Raw genomic sequence first — 18,796 nt, forward strand, 5'->3', positions numbered from 1 at the left:
CGGTGGAACACATGGAACAATGCTCCCGGTCCTTGGCGTCATGAGGTAAGGACGTCTCAGAGTAACGGAGAAAAGGCAGCCTCTTGCGCGATATCCTGACGATCATCGCATCCATCGTGATCCTGATCCTGGCGATTGCCGTGGCGGCGCCTCCCTTCGTCAACTGGGAGGCCCATCGCAACACGATCGACGGGATGATCTCGCGCGCGTCCGGCACGGAGGCAAAGACCGAGGGCGATATCAGCATCCGTCTTCTGCCGGCACCCAGGGTGATCCTCGGTCGCCTGAGGCTTGGCGGCAAGACACCGGACTCGCCCGTTCTTATCGCCGAAAACATTCGGGCCGAAGTCGCCCTGACGCCGCTGCTCCAGGGCGATGTGCGGTTTACGGAAACGCAGGTAGGCCGGGCCGATATCCGCATACCGGTTTCGGGCGATGGCGAATGGCGCCTGCCGCCGGATCTGGTGTCGGGCAGCGGTCGCGCCCGCCGATGGACCATCGAGAATCTCACCGTCGCCCAGCTTCTCGTCACCACGCAGAGTGCGAGCACCGGCCGCACGCACCAAGCATTCGCGGAAAACGTCGCCATCGAGGGACAGAAGCTGATCGGCCCCTGGCGGGTCGAGGGCACCACCTCCGGCGTACCCTTTCGTCTGGTCACGGGAGAACTGGCCGAGGATAAGAGCATCCAGGTCAAGCTCTCGGGCGGAGGCGATATCTACCCGCGCTTCGACATCGATGCCCGGCTGGGCTTAAGCGAAGGAAACGGCGACGCCACAACGCCGCAGGTCGTCGGCAAGGCCAAGGTCCTGTTCGGCCCTCCGGCACAGGTTGCGGCGGCAGGCATCCCGATCCCCATCGCCGTCGAGACCGAGTTCAAGACGGTGCCGGGCGCCGTCGAGCTCAAGCCGATCAGTCTCGAGGCGGGCGAGGGTGGTGCGAGCCTTCGCATGACGGGTGAGGGGCGGATCGGCCTCGACGATCCGCGCATCTCCCTCAAGCTCGAAGGGCGCCGGCTCGATGCGGACAGCTTCATCCTGTCAGGAAACGGGCAGGACTTTAAAAGCCGGTTGGCGCAATGGTCCCTCCCGCTGATCCGGGTGCCGATCGATCTCGACCTCAAGATCGACAGCATCGGCCTGGGCCAGGAGGATCTCTCGAATGCCGTCCTGCGTCTATCCCTCGACACGGGACGGGCGACGCTCGACCGGATCGAATTCAATGCCCCGGGCGAGACGCGGATCGCGCTCGAAGGCCAGCTCGGCCTGACCACCCGAGGTGGCATCAACGGCAAGGTGGCGCTGGCCTCCAACGCGTCCGACCGCTTGGCGCGCTATCTCGCCCGTATCGGCATCAATTCGCCGCTCCTGAGAATCTTTGACGGACGTCCCGTCGAGGCCTCCTCGGAGATCGCCTTCTCGAACCCGGTGCTGTCCTTCAACCGCCTGCGACTGAAGACGGGCCAGTCGGTTCTGACCGGGAATGCCCGCTACACCGCGCCGGAGGCCAATGAGCGCGGCAAGCTGGAGGCCCAGGTCGCGATCCAGGGCCTGAACCTCGATGACCTACCGCAAGTATCGAGCGTGTTCCAGGCCACGGAAAATCTCGACGTCGGCTTTATCCTGGATGCGCGCGGGGTCAGCGCCGGAAAGAGCGCTCCGACGGGCCGGATCTCGGCCCGCATCCTGTCCGACGGACCGGCGCTTCTCGTTGAGACGCTCGATATCGTCGATCTCGCCGGAGCCAATGCCCGGGTGCGGGGGCGCATCGCTCCCGATGGATCGGGGCAGATCACCGGTAAGGTCACCGCCCAGCGCGCCAGCCCCCTGGTCGACCTGTTGGGCAGCGTATGGATCGGCGGGATCTCCAAGCTCGTGCCCCATTTCGTTCGTGAGGGTGCGCTCGATCTCGATGTCACGTCGGAGCGGGTTGCGCCGGCTCCGGGCTCGACCGAGCTGCGGCTGCGCACGACCGCGAAGGGTCGTGTGGCCGGTGGCCCGTTCGAGGGGCAGGTCGAATCGGTCGATGGGCGGACCCAGAACCTCATGATCGGCCTGTCTGCCGACAACACGGGGCGCTGGGTCAACCGCGCGAATATGGCAGGGCTGAACCGGCCTTCCAGGATCGATCTGCGCGGGGTCCGCGTCGGGTCCGGCCTGTTCAACGTCACCCTCGCCGGGGACATCGCCAGCGTGAAAGTGGCAACCACGCGCCCCTTCGCCCTGAGCGAGGCGGACGATGTGGTGGATAGCGGCGAGGTCGAAATCTCGACGCCGGATATCACGCCCTTTCTGCTCCTCTTAGGGGATGGCGCCGGTGTTGCTCCGCCGGTGCCCGTGAATGGACGTGTGACCCTGGGCCGGGAGCGGGGGGCGACCCTGCTCAATATCAACGGCAAGGTGTCGAACGACAATGTGCAGGCGCGCCTTGTCGTCGTCTCCCGTTCGGAGATCAGTGGTGAGGTGTCGCTCGGGCGGCTGTCTCTACCATGGCTTACGGCGGCCCTAGCGCTGAACGTGCCGGGTGATGTCGGCACCACGGCGATCTGGTCCACGGCCCGCTTCGGCCAGAGTGGCCGCCTCGTCACAGGCGGGCAGGTGACCTTCCGGGTCGGGGCGCTTGAGCTCGGCCGCGGCCTTCAGGCGAGCCGCGCCTCCTTCGTCGTCGGAGCGCAGTCGGACGGCATTTCCATCCGCAATCTCGATGCCACCATCGGTTCCGGCCGCATCACGGGCTCGGCCACCATCACCCGTCAGGCCGGAACCGCGACCATCGTCGGCGAGGGGGCCCTGGAAAAGGTGCCCCTGTGGGCTCTGACCGGATCCTCGCCGTTCGAGGCTGTTCTGTCCGGCCCGCTGCGGTTCGGAGCTGCGGGCACAAGCCTCTCCGAGCTTGTGGCCAATCTCGGTGGTGCCGGCGAGTGGCATGTCACGAATCTCCGCCTTCCCGCGGCCGATCCGTCGGTGTTCGACAGGGCTCTCAAGCGCGCGCTCGCCGAGAACGACCCCCTGGCCGAGGGCAAGGCGGAGGCGATCCTCGGGATGGAACTCGGTCGAGGTCCCTTCAGCTCGGGCCCCGTCAAGACCTCGGCCGCGCTCGTCGGCGGCCTGCTGCGTCTCTCTCCCTTCTTGGCCGAGAGCGGACCGGCCAATTGGCAGGGCGCGGTCACCTATGACCTCAAGACCTTGCAGCTCGATGCGCGGGGTGCACTCACCGCCAAGGCATCGCCGCCCGAATGGGTCGGGGCGCCGCCTTCGGTGGGATTGAACTGGCAGGGCTCCCTGGTGGCTCCCGTCCGCCAAATCGATGCAGGTCCGTTCCGCAACGGGCTTGCCGCCATCGTGCTCAAGCGCGAGCTGGAAAAGATCGAGGCGTTCGAGCGGGCTGCGGCCGAGCGCCAGCGCCAGATCGATGCGCAGCGGGAGGCGGAGCGGCAGCGGGCCAAGGCGGCCGAGGAGGAGGCACTTCGTCAGGCCCGAGCCAGGGCCGAAGCCGAGCGCGCCCGCCGGGAAGCAGAACGGCTTCAATCGGAGCACCAGAACCAGCCGGAGGAAGAGCCCGAGACAGCGCCATCGCAGACCTCGGTGCCACCGTTGAACCCGCCGGTCCAGATCGGCCCGCCGCCATCGGTCTATGGGGCTCCGCCGATGCGATAGAGCGCTGGGCTGAAGGTTGTTTTGAGGTTCTAAAACTCGACCGCAGCCGCATCGACCAATGTTACGAACCCGCCGTTCCGAAGCGTGAGGTTGTGATGCGCGACGATCTGCTCGGCCGACAGTGCAGGATTGTCGAACGTTGTATGCGCGTCACGGACCAGCAAGACGGCATAACCAAGACCATGCGCGGTGCGGCAGTTCGTGTCGATGCAGTACTCAGTCTGCATGCCGGCGATGACAAGCCGCGCGATCCCGCGGGCTTGGAGCCTTTCATGCAGATCGGTGCCGTGAAAGGCGCTGCAACGGTCCTTGTCGATGATCGGCTCGTCATTCAGTGGCGCGACGGCGGGATGGATGTGCCAACCGGGCGTATCGCGTTCCAAATCGTCGCCGGGGCCGCCGTCATGTCGGACATGGAGCACGGCAACTCCGCGGGAGCGCGCCTTCTCGAGCAGTTTCGCGACCCGCGACAGCACGCCCTCTTCGTCATGCGGTGATACGCCGGATTCGAACATTCCGCGTTGCAGATCGATCACCAGCAATCCCGTCGCCATCGCGAACCTCACGCGGTTGCTCTCATGCTTTACAGCGCATGAGTTCATCCCAGGACTATCGTGTCTGTGACAAGGTGTCGACGGCTGACGTTTAAAGTGGAGTTGTGCCGTTCAACGAGGAAGCGCTCAAGCGCTGGCGTAGATCGGTAAGCACAAAAACCCGGATCGCGGAGGAGAGATTCTGTTCGCCCCGTTCCGCATCGATGCGCCCGATCAGGGACTGGACGGACATCCTGTCCCGTTCCGCAATCTCCCGCAGTCCTTCCCAGAAAGGCTCCTCAAGAGAGATGCTCGTCCGGTGGCCGGCGATGGAGACGGAGCGCTTGACGATGCCGAAGCCCATTCACGGCTTCTCGCTGTCATCGCGCTTGTGCGAGTCGAGGCGGCTCTTCACCAGATCCTGCTCGGCTTTCGTCAGGTTCTTCTCGGCCTTGGTGCGGCCGAACGCGATGCGGTTTGCGTCGGCGCGGGCCTCTTTCTCGGCCCGCGCCTTGTGCTTGCGCGCCTGGCGCAGATTGATGATCTCAGCCATGGCGCAAATGTCTCTTACTCGCCCGGCTGAAGCATCGTCTCAGGACGAACGACGGCGTGGAAGTGGTCTTCCGCCACACCGGCCTTGAGGGCCTCTTCCTTCAGGGTCGTGCCGTTCTTGTGCGCCGACTTGGCGATGGCGGCGGCCTTGTCGTAGCCGATGGACGGAGCAAGCGCGGTCACGAGCATCAGCGAGCGCTGCATCAACTCGTTGAGGCGTTCCCTGTTGGGCTCGATGCCGACGACGCAGTTGTCGGTGAAGCTGATGGCGCCGTCTGCCAGCAGGCGGATCGATTGCAGCACTGCGTTCACGATCACCGGCTTGAACACGTTGAGCTCGAAATGGCCCTGGCTGCCGGCGAAGGTCACCGTGGTCTGGTTGCCGGCCACCTGGCAGCACAGCATCGTCATGGCCTCGGCCTGGGTCGGATTGACCTTGCCGGGCATGATGGACGAGCCGGGCTCGTTCTCGGGCAGCGAGATCTCGCCGATGCCCGAACGGGGCCCCGAGCCCATCAGGCGGATGTCGTTGGCAATCTTGAACAGGCCGGCCGCGAGGCTTGAAAGCGCGCCATGCGTGTAGACGAGAGCGTCATTGGAGGCGAGCGCCTCGAACTTGTTATGCGCCGAGGTGAAGGGGAGAGCGGTGAGTTCCACGACCTTCGAGGCGAAGCGGTCCGCGAATTCCGGATGGGCGTTCAGACCCGTGCCGACGGCGGTGCCGCCCTGGGCGAGCGCATAGATGCCGGGAAGCGTCTGCTCGATGCGGGCGATGCCGAGCTGGACCTGGGCGGCATAGCCGGAGAATTCCTGGCCGAGGGTGACCGGGGTCGCATCCTGCAGGTGCGTGCGGCCGATCTTCACGATGTCCTTGAAGGCCTCCGCCTTCTCGTGCAGCGCCTTGTGCAGGTGCTTGAGCGCGGGAACGAGCCGATCATGAATCTCGCGGGCGACCGCGATGTGCATAGCCGTGGGGAACGAGTCGTTGGACGACTGGCCCATGTTCACGTGGTCGTTCGGGTGAACCGGCTTCTTGCTGCCGCGCTCTCCGCCAAGGCGCTCGATGGCGAGATTCGAGAGAACCTCGTTCATGTTCATGTTGGATTGGGTGCCCGAGCCCGTCTGATAGACCACGAGCGGAAACTCATCGTCATACTTGCCCTGCACCACATCGGCGGCAGCGGCAGAGATGGCGTCGGCGAGACGCGGCTCCAGCTTACCCAGATCCTTGTTCACAAGAGCGGACGCCTGCTTCACGATGGCCAGCGCATGGACCAGTGGCAGCGGCATCCTGTCCGTCCCGATGCGGAAGTTCTGGAGCGAGCGCTGCGTCTGGGCGCCCCAGAGCTTGTCGGCGGGAACGTCGATGGGGCCGAAGGTATCTGTTTCGATGCGGGTTGAGGGCGACATCCTGACCTCTTTCGATGGAGTTGCGTGTTCTTATCTCAAATGGTGGCGCTCGCAACTGCGAACGCGCATGGAGGCCTTGTAAATTCGCATGAGCGAGACCCTGGAAGCCCCCTTGTTCTGCCCGCCTCACCCTAAGCCCCGCACAGAGCCGCTCGGTATGGTGGCCTTCCTGAGGGCCGTGCGTGAAAACCCCCTGAACACCTGGATGGAGGCGCATTTCGAGGAGCCGATCATCACCGGCGACGGGGCCCTCGGCCGCATGACCGTGGTGAGCGATCCCGCAATCATCCGACACATCCTCGTGGACAACGCCGCAAATTATCGAAAAGACGATCTCCAGCTTCGGATTTTGGCACCGGGGCTCGGCCGGGGGCTCGTCACCGCGGAGGGCGATGAGTGGCGGCTCCAGCGCCGCACCATCGCGCCGCTTTTCACGCCCCGCCATGTGAGCGGCTTCTTTCCGGCCATGGTCGAGGCGGCGGAGAGGCTCGTGAGGCGTTGGCAGCGACGCCCGGATGGCCGCGTGATCGATGCCTCCCTCGAAATGACCCGGGTGGCCCTCGACGTGCTGGAGCGGACGATCTTCACGCAAGGCGTGCCGAAGGACCCGGATGCGCTCGGGCGCGCCATCACTCGCTATTTCAACAGCTTAGGCCGGGTCGATCCGCTCGACATCTTCGGCTTTCCCGACTGGGTTCCCAGGATCGGGCGCCTCCGGGCGCGACCGTCGATCCGGTTCTTCGAGGAGACGGTGAACGAACTGATCGGCGCCCGAAAGGCCCTGCTCGCCCGCGGCGAGCCTGCGCCCCGGGACCTGCTGACCCTTCTGCTGGAGGCTGCCGACCCCGAGACCGGCAAGGGCCTGAGCGATATCGACGTGCGGACCAACATCGTCACCTTCATCGGCGCCGGACACGAGACCACGGCCAATGCCCTCTCCTGGTCGCTTTATCTGCTGTCACAGGACGAACGGGCCCGCGCCCATGTGGAGGAGGAGGTGGACGAGGTGCTGGGGAAGGGGCCGTTCGAGCCCCATCATCTGGACAAGCTCGTCTATACCCGCGCCGTCATCGACGAGGCGATCCGCCTCTACCCGCCGGCACCCTACATAAGCCGGACGGCCATTCACGATGACCGGATCGGAGAATTGGAGATCCCGGCGGACTCGATGGTCGCGATCTCGCCTTATGTGCTTCATCGTCACCGAAGGCTCTGGGACGAGTCGGACGCCTTCCGGCCGGAACGTTTTCTTCCTGGGAACCGCAGCCGGATCGACCGCTTCGCCTATCTGCCGTTCGGGGCCGGTCCGCGGGTCTGCATCGGCGCGAGCTTCTCTCTGCAGGAAGCTGTGATCGTCCTGGCGACGATTGCCCGTTCCATGCGGCTCGACCTAGTGGAAGGGCACGAAGTCACGCCGGTGCAGCGGATCACCTTGAGGCCGCGGGGCGGATTGCCGATGCGGCTCTCTCAGCGCGCTCCGACGGAGGCGTTGGCAACGGCCTGAAACAGGAAGGGATTGAACGGCTCAGTTCTTCTTGCGGAAGGCGTCGAGGCTGACGACCTCGGCGCTGCCTGCGCCGCCTTCAGCCGCCTCATCCTTCGAGTCATCTTCGGCTGCCGTGTCGGCCTCTGCGGCGGGAGCCTTTTCGGCCGCGGGCTTCTTGTCCGCGGCAGGTTGGGACTTGCGGGGCTGTTTCAGCTCGACCGGCTCAGACGTGCCGCCGCGGATCGGTTGCGGCGCGGAAGGAGCCTCCTCGACTTCTTCCTCCTCATCCTCGTCCTGGCTGTCGAACTTGAGCCCGAACTGGACCGAAGGGTCGAAGAATCCGGTGAGCGCATCGAAGGGGATGAGCAGCCGCTCTGGGATGCCGGAGAAGGACAGCCCGACTTCGAAGGTATGCTCGGTGACGTTGAGGTCCCAGAACTGGTGCTGAAGGACGATGGTCATCTCCTGAGGATATTTTTCGCGCAGGCGGTTCGAAAGGCGAACGCCGGGAAAATCCGTCTGGAAGGAGATGTAGAAATGGTGCTCGCCCGGAAGCCCGTCCTTGCAATCGATCAACACCTTGCGCACGACGCCTTTCAGCGCGTCCTGCACCAGAAGATCGTAGCGGATCAGGTCTTTACCACCGGCCATAAGCGAGCCCTTGCAGAAACAAAAGTGGAGGCTTCTGTTGCCAGGTGCCTCCGGACCCCGCCTTACGGTGCTAACCGCAAGGGCTTTGATTCGGCTTTAGGGACCGCTTACGCAGCCACTGCAACCGGAGCATAGTTGTCGTTGGCAACTATAGATTCGGCCCGATAACGGCGGAACCATGCCGAGCGAAAGTCTACCCTTTACGCCCTCGTCGATCCTATTTCGCCCCCGCCGAAACCCAAGCGTAGCCTGAGTTTTGGTGGAGGCGCCGGGTACCGCCCCCGGGTCCGATGGGTTTATTCCGATAGCCGTTTATCGCCATAGCCGATCTCGCGACCGGCAATTCCAATATAGGTGGCGCGGACGGATTTTGAAAGAGTGGAGGGCGGCGCGATCCGCATGAAAGATGTTTGGTGATCGACCTTTAGTGACGCGGACTAGGATCATCTTCCCGGGTTAACTGATTCACAGAAATAGGGCTTGGCCGACTCGGCACCCTTGGCGCGCTGCCCTATGATTGGGCAAGGAGCACCCCATGCAAGCCTATCTCGATCTGATCCGCCGCATCATGGACGAAGGTGTCCGCAAGGACGACCGTACCGGAACCGGGACGATTTCAGTCTTCGGCCATCAGATGCGTTTCGATCTCAGCCAGGGCTTTCCGCTCGTCACAACAAAGAAGCTGCACCTGCGCTCCATCGTCCACGAATTGCTGTGGTTCCTGAAGGGCGACACCAATATCCGCTACCTCAAGGAGAACGGTGTTTCGATCTGGGACGAGTGGGCCGACGAGAACGGCGATCTCGGTCCCGTCTACGGAAAACAATGGCGCTCCTGGGCTAAGCCCGATGGCGGCACCGTTGACCAGATTCGCTGGGTACTCGACGAGATCCGCCGCAATCCCGACAGCCGACGCCTGATCGTCTCTGCCTGGAACCCGGCCGATCTCGACAAGATGGCGCTCGCGCCCTGCCACTGCCTGTTTCAATTCTATGTCGCGGAAGGGCGGCTCTCCTGCCAGCTCTACCAGCGCTCGGCGGACGTATTCCTCGGCGTTCCCTTCAACATCGCCTCCTATGCGCTGCTCACGCATATGATGGCGCAGGCGACGGGCCTGCAGCCGGGCGATTTCGTCCATTCCTTCGGGGATGCGCATCTCTATCTGAATCATCTAGAGCAGGCGCGCCTCCAGCTCTCGCGCGAGCCCAAGTCTCTGCCGAAGCTGCGCCTCAACCCGGCCGTGCGCTCGCTCTTCGACTTCACCTTCGACGACATCGCCATCGAAGATTACGATCCGCATCCGGCCATCAAGGCGCCCGTCGCAGTCTGAGGAACATGAACAGGCGCGAGGCCATCGAAAGCGCGGTCCGCATTCTCGCGCCGCGCATTCCGCGGCATGAATTCGAGGCCGTGACCGATCATGCCCTGAGCAGCCGCGGCCTTCATACCGCTTCGCCCGAGACAGCCGCTTGGCTGTCGCTGACGGCTTACATCCGGCACAGGCTGACAGAATACGACAACCTGCTGGAAGAGGGCTACGACCCCGAGAGTGCTCGGTTCTTCGTGCTTGACGACATGAATGCCGTTCTGGAGGAATGGGGCTCGCCACGGCGGGTGGTTGAGGAAGATTAGCTCAGGCACGCAAGCTTAAATTAATTCCTTTTCAACCCAAGGGCGGCCAAGTATGTACACTGAGTGAAATTTTATATTGTTTAATTTCGAGGCTGTTAAATGGCTACGCTTCGGCATTTTCAGACGACGGGCTATAGTTCCAACCGGATCGACATGGTCTTCATGGGAGATGGCTATAGAGCCTCCGAGATCGGTACGAACTATACGTCTCAGATCCATGGTTTTCTCGGATACATGTTCAATGGGAGCCTTCTCAGCGAGCCCTTCGGACGATACAGGAATTTCTTCAATATCCATTCCATCGATGTCGTCTCAAATGAATCCGGAGCGGACGATTTGGCGAATGGTATTTCCCGGCATACCGTCCTCAATGCGAGCTACAGCGGTCGCGCACTGAATGTCAGCCTCAGCAAGGCGGACGAGATCGAACAAGCTGTTCTTCCCAATGGCATCACATCCGAGATGCGCTTCATTCTGGTGAACAGCGCTGCGTATGGTGGAGCGGGCTACGACTCCGGCATCTACTCTGCTGGAAATTCACAAGCCTATGAGATCGCCCTTCACGAGATCGGCCATGCTTTTGCTGATCTCGGCGACGAGTACGATTATGGCGTCTCCGGTTCCTATACGGGTTCCGATCCAGCCTATGTCAACGTGACCACGGATCCATATGGAGCCAAATGGTCTCGCTGGCTTGGTTACGATCAGCCAGGTATCGGCATCATCGGCGCTTATGAAGGGGCTTATTACCACGCAGAAGGTGTTTACAGGCCCTCGTTCAATTCCAAGATGAAGAGCTTGGAACAACCCTTCGATGCGATCGCGAGGGAGCAACTCATTCGCAAATTCTATGAATTTGTCGATCCGCTTGACGGCTATACCGATCCCTGGATCAGTCATCACAACGTGACCGATTTCTATGTCGACACCGTCGATCCTGCCGTGATCAAGGTCGATTGGACATTGGACGGCAGGACATTCGTCAATTCTGGAGAGACCTTCAAGCTCAACCAGGACAATTACGGCTTCGGAACGCACACCTTGAGTGCACGAGCCTATGATCCGACCGATTGGGTCAGGGGCGACCGCAGCGCCTTGGAGCAGACCGTCACATGGACCGTGACGAACGACGTTCTGCTGACGGGCGATAGCGGAGGTAACAGCCTGCGCGGCAACAGCAACGCGAATGACATCCAGGGCAGGGGCGGCAACGACAAGCTCTGGGGTGGAGCCGGAAACGATATGCTGACCGGCGGCACGGGACGCGACTCCTTCGCGTTCGGTACCAAGCCGAACAGGAGCAGCAACAAGGACAGGATCGCTGACTTCGAGGTGAAGGACGATGCGATCTGGCTCGATAACAAGGTGTTTACCAAGGTCGGTAAGGCCGGATCGGAGAAAAAACCAGCCCAGTTGAAGAAGGATTACTTCACTGTCAGTTCGAAGGCCAAGGACAAGAACGACTACATCATCTACGACAAGGCCAAGGGCGTTCTCTATTACGACGCCGATGGGTCGGGACGAGGCAAGGTGGTGGAAGTCGCCACGTTGTCGAAAAAGCTGGCCATGACCCACAAGGACTTCTTCGTCATTTGATGCCTCAGCTTGAGACGCGTTCTCACGAACCGAGGTGAATTGTGGGCGGGCAGCAGTTGGCGGGGAGCCAGTGTTCCCTTACAGAAGTTCCATGAGCCTTTCGATCCGCCCCGCCGCACCTTCGGACTCTCTTCTCATCCACACCTTCATCCGCGAACTCGCCGAATACGAGCGGCTGGCGCATGAGGTCGATGCGACAGAGGCCGATATCGCGAAGGCGCTTTTCGGCGCCAATCCGCGGGTCTTTGCGGATATTGCCGAGCGGGAGGGAGAGCCCGTCGGCTTTGTTCTGTGGTTCTACAATTTCTCGACTTTTCGCGGACGGCACGGGATCTATCTCGAAGACCTCTTCGTCAGGCCGGCCTTCCGCTCCAAAGGGATCGGCAGGGCGCTGCTGAGGCATCTCGCCCGTCGCTGCATCGACGAGGGCTTGGCCCGCCTCGAATGGTGGGTGCTCGACTGGAACGAGCCGGCTCTGCGCGTGTACCGCTCCATCGGCGCCATTCCGATGGACGAATGGACCGTCCAGCGGGTGACGGGAAGCGCTTTAAGACAACTGGCGGAGGAGCCATGACCATCCCCCTCATCCTCGTCGTTGCGGTGGCCGAGAATGGCGTCATCGGGCGCGACAACCATCTCCTCTGGCGCATCAAGACAGATCTCGGGCGTTTCCGCAGACTCACGATGGGTAAGCCGATGATCATGGGGCGCAAGACGTTTCAGTCGATCGGCAAGCCTCTGCCGGGTCGGGAAACGATTGTGCTGACGCGCGATACCGGGTTTGCGGCCGAGGGCGTGCACGTGGCCCATACCTGGGAGGAGGCAGTCGCCAAGGGGAGCGAGCTTGCCGCCAGGATGGGGGTCGATTCTGTTGCTGTCGCAGGCGGGGCAGAGATCTATGCCCTGGCCCTGCCGCAGGTGCAGAGCATATTCCTGACGAAGGTTCAGGCCGCGCCCGAGGGTGATGCCGTCTTCCCGGATTTCGACCGGTCACAGTTTCGCGAGACGAGGCGGGAGGACCATCCAAAGGGGCCGGATGACGAGCATCCGTTTACCTTTATTGATCTCGAAAGGCGCCACTGACCCGTCCGAAGGTTGACGAAGTTCCCTGCAATCCCCAATTCGCAGGCTTGACAGGCGGAAGAGGCAACACCCACAACCGTCTAGAGATATCAGCGGTCGTCTCGGCCGGTTTTTAAAGAGTGAGGAACGGCGTCCTATGCCTTGGAGTAACCAAAGCGGCGGCGGTGGCCCCTGGGGGCAACGCGGCGGATCGGGAGGCGGCAAGAGCCCATGGGGCTCCGGCCCGCAGGGGAACGGATCTCCCCCCGACCTCGAAGATATCCTGCGCCGCAGCCAGGATCGCCTGAAAGACTTCATTCCCGGCGGCTCCATGGGGGGCAGGGGCCTGATCATCCTGGTTCTGGGCGTGATCGCCGTCTGGTTGCTCACCGGCTTCTACACGGTGCGGCCCAACGAGGTCGGCATCAACATGATCTTCGGCAAATTTACCGGAACGTCCGGTGAGGGCCTGCGCTACAACCTGCCTTACCCGATCGGCCGGGTACTCAAGCCGAACGTCACTGCTCAGCAGCGCGTCGAAGTGGGCTACCGCTCCACGCCGACGGGACAGGGACGCGCCCGTGACGTGATCGAGGAAAGCCTGATGCTCACCGCCGACGAGAATATCGTCGACATCGATTTCGATGCGGTGTGGCAGATCAATCCCGCTCGTCCGCAGGATTACGTCTTCAACCTCCAGAACCCTGAGGGCACCATCAAGTCCGTGGCCGAGAGCGCCATGCGCGAGGTCATTGGTCGCCGCAACATCCAGGCCATCCTGACCACCGAGCAGGCCAGCATTGCTCAGGAGGTTCGCCAGATCATGCAGGAAGCGCTCGATGCCTATGGCGCCGGCGTGCTGATCAACGTGGTCCAGCTTCAGGCTGCCCAGCCTCCCTCCGAGGTCCGCCAGGCCTTCTTCGACGTGAACGCCGCCCAGCAGGACGCGGTGCGCGTCCAGAACGAAGCCGGAGCCTTCGCCAGTCGCGTCGTTCCCGAAGCCCGAGGCGAGGCCGCCCGCACGGTGCAGCAGGCCGAGGCCTATCGCGAGCAGGCGGTCGCGGACGCGACCGGTCAGGCGGCCCGCTTCCGCCAGGTTTACGAAGAGTACCGCAAGGCCCCCGACGTGAGCCGTGAGCGCATCTTCCTCGAGACCATGGAGCGCGTCTTCGGCGGGCTCGAAAAGGTCATCGTCGATCAGAGCGGCCAGGGTGTCGTGCCCTTCCTGCCGCTCACCCAGAACCCGCGCCCGCAGCCGCAGGGCAATGCCGCTAATCCGCAGGGAGCCACGCGATGAACGGTTCGACTCTTCGCACGGTTGTCCTGATTGCTCTGGCTCTCGCGGCCATCGTTCTCTACAGCTCGGTCTTCATCGTCCAGCAGACCCAGTACGCGCTGGTACTGCGCTTCGGCGCAGTGCAGTCGGCCATCTCCGAGCCAGGCCTCAAGTTCAAGCTGCCGCTGGTCGATGCCGTGACCTATTTCGAGAAGCGCGTGCTCGATCTCGACCTGCCGGTCCAGACCGTTCTGTCGGCAGACCGTCAGAATCTCGAGGTCGACGCCTTCACCCGCTACCGGATCGTCGATCCGCTGCGGTTCTATCAGGCCGTCGGCAACATCGCTCTCGCCAATCAACGGCTTCAGAGCTTCACCAACTCGGCCATGCGCAACACCCTGGCGAGCGCTTCGCGCGATGCCATCGTCCGCACCGAGCGTGCGGACCTGATGAACCGCATCCAGGCCGACGTGAACCGGCAGGCGGCAAGCCTGGGCATCGAGATGATCGACGTGCGGCTCACCCGCGTCGATCTGCCCGCGGCCAACAGCCAGGCCGTCTATCAGCGCATGCGCACCGAGCGTGAGCGCGAGGCGGCGGATCTGCGCGCCAACGGCCAGCAGCAGGCGCAGACCATCCGCGCCAGGGCCGAACGTGAGGCGACGATCATCCGCGCCGAGGCCAATCAGAAGGCCGAGGAACTGCGAGGCGAGGGCGATGCAAACCGAACCCGCATTCTGGCCGAGGCCTTCGGGCAGGATCCGGAATTCTTCTCTTTCTTCCGCTCCATGCAGGCCTACGAAACTGGCCTCAAGGGTGGGGATACGCGCCTCGTATTGAGCCCGGATTCCGATTTCTTCCGCTATTTCAATGACCCTGCCGGTCGGAGGAATGGTGGAGGTGCCGCGGCCCGCCCGACCCCAGCGCCGGTTCAACCGGCTCCAGCACAATAAGACGCTGATGTTGGACTTGATTGCAGCCCTCGGCCTCGCTCTCGCGGTCGAGGGCATTTTGTTTGCCGCGTTCCCGGATGGTATGCGCCGGGCCATGTATGAGGCCGCCCACAGCCCGAGCGATCAGATGCGGATCGTCGGCATCATCTCGGCGCTCATCGGGGTCGGGGTCATCTGGCTGGTGCGTCAATTCGGTTAGGGGCCCCGGCTTGGTTCTCTCCGGTGCGCCCGGCTGCAGCCCAGCTTCCGCCGCAATATCCGCTTGAATGGCGGCGCCAGATACCAATCTATATGCGTATTCTCCGAGAGAGGTTTTCGATGAACAAAGCCACGAACGCGCTGGAGTCTTCCAAGACGGCGCTGCCCCAGCGTCCTCTGCGCCGGCTGGCCGCGTCCTGCTTCGCGGTCTTCACCATTGTCGCAACGGCTACCGTGCCGCTGCCGGCCTATGCCCGTTCCGCGCCTGAATCCTTCGCCGATCTGGCGCAAGAGGTCACCGGCGCCGTGGTCAACATCTCGGCCTCGACGACGGTCGAGACCCGCAACCGGACCCTGCCTCAACTACCCCCGGGCACCCCGTTCGAGGATCTCTTCGAGGAATTCTTCAACCGTCGCGGTCAGGGCGGCAATGGCGAAAGCGGCCCCTCGCGCCCGCGCAGCTCGAACTCTCTCGGCTCGGGATTCGTCATCGATTCCTCCGGAATCGTCGTGACCAACAATCATGTGATCGGCGATGCGAACGACATCAGTGTGATCTTCCCGGACGGCTCGCGCCTGAAGGCCGAGATTGTCGGCAAGGATTCCAAGGTCGATCTGGCCGTTCTGAAGGTGAAGACCGACAAGCCCCTCAAGGCGGTGAAGTTCGGCGATTCCGATGCCATCCGTCCCGGTGACTGGGTCATGGCCATCGGCAATCCCTTCGGCCTCGGCGGCTCCGTCACGGCGGGCATCGTGTCGGCCCGCGGCCGCAACATCGAGTCCGGTCCCTACGACAACTACATTCAGACCGACGCCTCCATCAACAAGGGCAATTCTGGCGGCCCGCTGTTCAACATGAACGGCGAGGTCATCGGCATCAACACAGCCATTCTCTCGCCGACCGGCGGCTCGGTCGGCATAGGCTTCGCGGTTCCCGCTTCAACAGCCGTGCCGATCATCGACCAGCTGCGCCAGTTCGGCGAGACCCGCCGCGGCTGGCTCGGCGTGCGCATCCAGAACGTGGATGACGCCACGGCCGAAGCCTTGAATCTTGGTACGGCGCGCGGCGCTCTCATTGCCGGCATTGACGAGAAGGGGCCTGCCAAGCCGGCCGGCCTCGAAGTCGGCGACGTGATCGTTCGCTTCGACGGCAAGGAAGTAAAGGATTCCCGCGATCTGCCGCGCATCGTGGCATCGACTCCAGTCGGCAAGGCGGTCGACGTCGCCATCATCCGCAAAGGCCAGGAGGTGATAAAGCAGGTCACGCTTGGCCGTCTCGAAGACACCGAGAAGCAGGCGAGCCTGCAGCAGCCGTCGACAGAACCGCCGACGGCGACCCGTCAGGCCCTCGGCCTCAACATGTCCGGCATGACGGACGAGTTGCGCCGCCGTTTCAGCCTGAAGGACGATCTGAAGGGCGTGGTCATCACCCGCGTCGATCCGAACTCGAACGCGTCCGATAAGCGGATCCAGGCCGGCGAGGTCATCGTCGAGGTCAATCAGGAGCCGGTAACGAGCCCGGCCGACGTGACCAAGAAGATCGACGATCTTAAGGCCCAGGGCCGCAAGTCGGCTCTGCTCCTCGTGTCGAATGCCCAGGGCGAAGTGCGCTTCGTAGCCCTGTCGATCGAGTAAGCTGATCCGCGGAACATAAGGAAAGGGCGGTCTGAATGGCCGCCCTTTTTGTTTGTCCGTTTCGTTCTTTATTAAGAACAATTCGATTGACATAAAGGCCTATTCCGAGGGATGGATGGCACATCTTCCTGAACCGCAGGCTCCTGCCGAGCCTCGTGCGCAAGATCAGAGCACCATGACCCAGCATGTCTTCCCCGTTCCCACGGCCTTGAAATCGACCGCCCATGTGGATCTGCAGGCCTATCAGGATCTCTACCGGCTCTCTCTCGATGATCCGGACGGCTTCTGGCGCGAGCAGGCGCAGATCCTGGACTGGGTGAAGCCCTTCACGACAGTGAAGAACACGCACTACTCGCCCGATGACGTGACCATCGAATGGTTCGCCGATGGGACGCTGAACGCCTCATTCAATTGTCTCGACCGCCATGCCCGCGACCGCGGCGATGATGCTGCGATCCTGTGGGAGGGCGACACGCCCGGCGACACCCGGACGGTGACTTGGAAGGATCTGCAGGAGCAGGTCTCCCGCCTCGCTAATGTCCTGAAGAAGCTCGGGGTCAAGAAGGGCGATTTCGTCAGCGTCTATCTGCCCGTCGTACCGGAGGCCATCGTTGCCATGCTGGCCTGTGCCCGGATCGGCGCGGTGCATTCGGTGGTCTTCAGCGGCTTCTCGGCGGAAGCGCTGGCAGGGCGGATCGAGGATTGCCGCTCGCGGGTGCTGATCACCGCCGATGAGGGCTTGCGGGCGGGCAAGCACGTGCCCCTCAAGAAGAATGCGGATGCAGCGCTGCAGAACCTGCCCTTCGTCGAGCATGTGCTCGTCGTGCGCCGCACCGGCCGGGATGTCCCCATGACGGCAGGCCGCGACCGCTGGTACGACGAAGCTCTGGCTGAAGTCTCTGCCGAGTGCGCCCCTGTCGAGGTCAGTGCCGAGGATCCGCTCTTCGTCCTCTATACTTCGGGTTCGACGGGCAAGCCGAAGGGCATGCTCCACACCACCGGCGGCTATCTCGTCCATGCGGCCGCGAGTTTCCGGGCGATGTTCGATTATCACCCGGGCGACATCCATTTCTGCACCGCGGATGTGGGCTGGGTGACGGCACATACCTATTTGATCTACGGCCCGCTCGCGAACGGCGCCACCATCGTGCTGTTCGAGGGCGTGCCCACTTGGCCGGATGTCTCGCGCTGGTGGCAGATCATCGAAACCTACAAGGTCAACATCTTCTACACCGCGCCGACCGCCATCCGCTCGCTGATGCGCGAGGGCGAAGCACCGGTGCGCAAGCATGATCTGTCGTCGCTGCGCGTCATGGGCTCCGTGGGCGAGCCGATCAATCCGGAGGCTTGGCTCTGGTATCATGAGGTCGTCGGAGGAGGGCGCTGCCCGATCATCGACACCTATTGGCAGACGGAGACCGGCGCGGTTCTCCTGTGCCCGCTGCCCGGCGCCATGGATCTGAAGCCGGGCTCGGCGACGAAGCCGTTCTTCGGCGTGCGGCCTGCCTTGCTCAACAGCGACGGAACCGTTGTCGAGGGCGAGGGTAAAGGCAACCTGTGCTTCGCCGATTCATGGCCGGGACAGGCGCGCACCATTCTCGGCGACCGCGAACGTTTCCTGAAAACCTATTTCAGCACGTTCCCCGGCTATTACTTCACTGGCGACGGCGCACGGCGCGATGCGGATGGTTATTACTGGATCACCGGCCGCCTTGACGACGTGATCAACGTTTCGGGCCACAGGCTCGGCACCGTCGAAGTCGAATCCGCTCTGGCGTCGCATCCGTCAGTGGCGGAGGCTGCTGTCGTCGGCATGCCTCATGAGATCAAGGGCCAGGGCATCTTCGCTTTCGTGACGCTGAAAGAGGGCGTTGCGGAAAGCGACGAACTTCGTCGCGATCTCGTCCAGGTCGTGCGTACCCGCATCGGTCCCATTGCGACACCGGACCGGATCGAGTGGGCACCGCAACTCCCCAAGAATCGTTCTGGAAAAATCCTGCGCCGGATTCTCACGCGCATCGCTGCCGGCGACTACGAGAACCACGGCGATACATCGACGGTCGCCGATCCAACCGTCGTTGCGGAGATTGTCAGGCGGGTTCAGGTTGCGGCTTAGAGATGATTCCATTTGCATGGAATCATCTCTCTTCTTTGGT

Annotated in this window: 17 protein-coding genes and 1 other RNA gene; 12 read left to right on the forward strand and 6 right to left on the reverse strand. The window is 62.9% G+C overall.

Annotated features, from left to right (window positions below; genetic code table 11):
• Positions 1 to 83 precede the first annotated feature (83 nt).
• Entirely contained in the window at positions 84 to 3,656 is a 3,573-nt protein-coding gene (locus JO965_RS07690; RefSeq protein WP_203443094.1) for an AsmA family protein, read from the forward strand.
• A 29-nt stretch (positions 3,657 to 3,685) separates the two neighbouring features.
• Here JO965_RS07690 and JO965_RS07695 read toward each other — a convergent pair whose 3' ends face one another.
• The 4 genes from JO965_RS07695 to fumC form a co-directional block, all read right to left on the reverse strand.
• A complete protein-coding gene (locus tag JO965_RS07695; protein ID WP_246776859.1) occupies positions 3,686 to 4,192 on the reverse strand; it encodes a cysteine hydrolase family protein in 507 nt (168 codons plus the stop codon).
• 109 nt (positions 4,193 to 4,301) lie between these two features.
• Positions 4,302 to 4,553, reverse strand: coding sequence for a ribbon-helix-helix domain-containing protein (locus tag JO965_RS07700; RefSeq protein WP_203443096.1), 252 nt, complete (start codon positions 4,551 to 4,553; stop codon positions 4,302 to 4,304).
• Positions 4,554 to 4,742 carry a DUF4169 family protein gene (locus tag JO965_RS07705; RefSeq protein ID WP_203443097.1) on the reverse strand — a complete coding sequence of 63 codons (189 nt, stop codon included), beginning with the start codon at positions 4,740 to 4,742 and terminating at the stop codon, positions 4,554 to 4,556.
• Positions 4,743 to 4,756: 14 nt separating this feature from the next.
• Positions 4,757 to 6,151: a class II fumarate hydratase gene (gene fumC / locus JO965_RS07710; protein WP_203443098.1), complete on the reverse strand. Its 1,395-nt coding sequence runs from the start codon at positions 6,149 to 6,151 to the stop codon at positions 4,757 to 4,759.
• An 88-nt stretch (positions 6,152 to 6,239) separates the two neighbouring features.
• Between fumC and JO965_RS07715 the strand changes: the two genes are divergently transcribed.
• On the forward strand, positions 6,240 to 7,655 hold the full coding sequence (locus JO965_RS07715; protein ID WP_203443099.1) for a cytochrome P450: 1,416 nt from the start codon (positions 6,240 to 6,242) through the stop codon (positions 7,653 to 7,655).
• Between the two features lie 21 nt (positions 7,656 to 7,676).
• Here the strand turns inward: JO965_RS07715 and JO965_RS07720 are convergent, their stop codons facing one another.
• A complete protein-coding gene (locus tag JO965_RS07720; protein WP_203443100.1) occupies positions 7,677 to 8,288 on the reverse strand; it encodes an SspB family protein in 612 nt (203 codons plus the stop codon).
• Between the two features lie 23 nt (positions 8,289 to 8,311).
• Positions 8,312 to 8,668, reverse strand: a transfer-messenger RNA (tmRNA) gene (ssrA, locus tag JO965_RS07725).
• 155 nt (positions 8,669 to 8,823) lie between these two features.
• Here ssrA and JO965_RS07730 point away from each other — a divergent pair.
• From JO965_RS07730 to acs, 10 genes are all read left to right on the forward strand, one after another.
• On the forward strand, positions 8,824 to 9,618 hold the full coding sequence (locus JO965_RS07730) for a thymidylate synthase (protein WP_203443101.1): 795 nt from the start codon (positions 8,824 to 8,826) through the stop codon (positions 9,616 to 9,618).
• Positions 9,619 to 9,623: 5 nt separating this feature from the next.
• On the forward strand, positions 9,624 to 9,920 hold the full coding sequence (locus JO965_RS07735; RefSeq protein WP_203443102.1) for a DUF2293 domain-containing protein: 297 nt from the start codon (positions 9,624 to 9,626) through the stop codon (positions 9,918 to 9,920).
• Positions 9,921 to 10,019: 99 nt separating this feature from the next.
• A complete protein-coding gene (locus JO965_RS07740; protein ID WP_203443103.1) occupies positions 10,020 to 11,516 on the forward strand; it encodes a M64 family metallopeptidase in 1,497 nt (498 codons plus the stop codon).
• Between the two features lie 91 nt (positions 11,517 to 11,607).
• On the forward strand, positions 11,608 to 12,090 hold the full coding sequence (locus tag JO965_RS07745; RefSeq protein ID WP_203443104.1) for a GNAT family N-acetyltransferase: 483 nt from the start codon (positions 11,608 to 11,610) through the stop codon (positions 12,088 to 12,090).
• Positions 12,087 to 12,599: a dihydrofolate reductase gene (locus JO965_RS07750; protein WP_203443105.1), complete on the forward strand. Its 513-nt coding sequence runs from the start codon at positions 12,087 to 12,089 to the stop codon at positions 12,597 to 12,599. Before JO965_RS07745 ends, JO965_RS07750 begins: the two co-directional genes overlap by 4 nt.
• Before the next feature lie 136 nt (positions 12,600 to 12,735).
• The gene (gene hflK, locus JO965_RS07755; protein WP_203443106.1) at positions 12,736 to 13,875 is read left to right on the forward strand and encodes an FtsH protease activity modulator HflK; all 1,140 of its coding nucleotides are present in this window, start codon (positions 12,736 to 12,738) and stop codon (positions 13,873 to 13,875) included.
• Positions 13,872 to 14,807 carry a protease modulator HflC gene (gene hflC, locus JO965_RS07760; RefSeq protein WP_203443107.1) on the forward strand — a complete coding sequence of 312 codons (936 nt, stop codon included), beginning with the start codon at positions 13,872 to 13,874 and terminating at the stop codon, positions 14,805 to 14,807. Before hflK ends, hflC begins: the two co-directional genes overlap by 4 nt.
• A 7-nt stretch (positions 14,808 to 14,814) precedes the next feature.
• Positions 14,815 to 15,006: a DUF2065 domain-containing protein gene (locus tag JO965_RS07765; RefSeq protein WP_203443108.1), complete on the forward strand. Its 192-nt coding sequence runs from the start codon at positions 14,815 to 14,817 to the stop codon at positions 15,004 to 15,006.
• A 119-nt stretch (positions 15,007 to 15,125) separates the two neighbouring features.
• Positions 15,126 to 16,640 (forward strand): DegQ family serine endoprotease, encoded by a 1,515-nt coding sequence (locus tag JO965_RS07770; RefSeq protein ID WP_203443109.1) that lies wholly within the window; start codon positions 15,126 to 15,128, stop codon positions 16,638 to 16,640.
• 175 nt (positions 16,641 to 16,815) lie between these two features.
• On the forward strand, positions 16,816 to 18,756 hold the full coding sequence (acs, locus tag JO965_RS07775) for an acetate--CoA ligase (protein ID WP_203443110.1): 1,941 nt from the start codon (positions 16,816 to 16,818) through the stop codon (positions 18,754 to 18,756).
• Positions 18,757 to 18,796 lie beyond the last annotated feature (40 nt).

The organism is Microvirga sp. VF16, assembly GCF_016864375.1.
Taxonomy (GTDB): domain Bacteria; phylum Pseudomonadota; class Alphaproteobacteria; order Rhizobiales; family Beijerinckiaceae; genus Microvirga.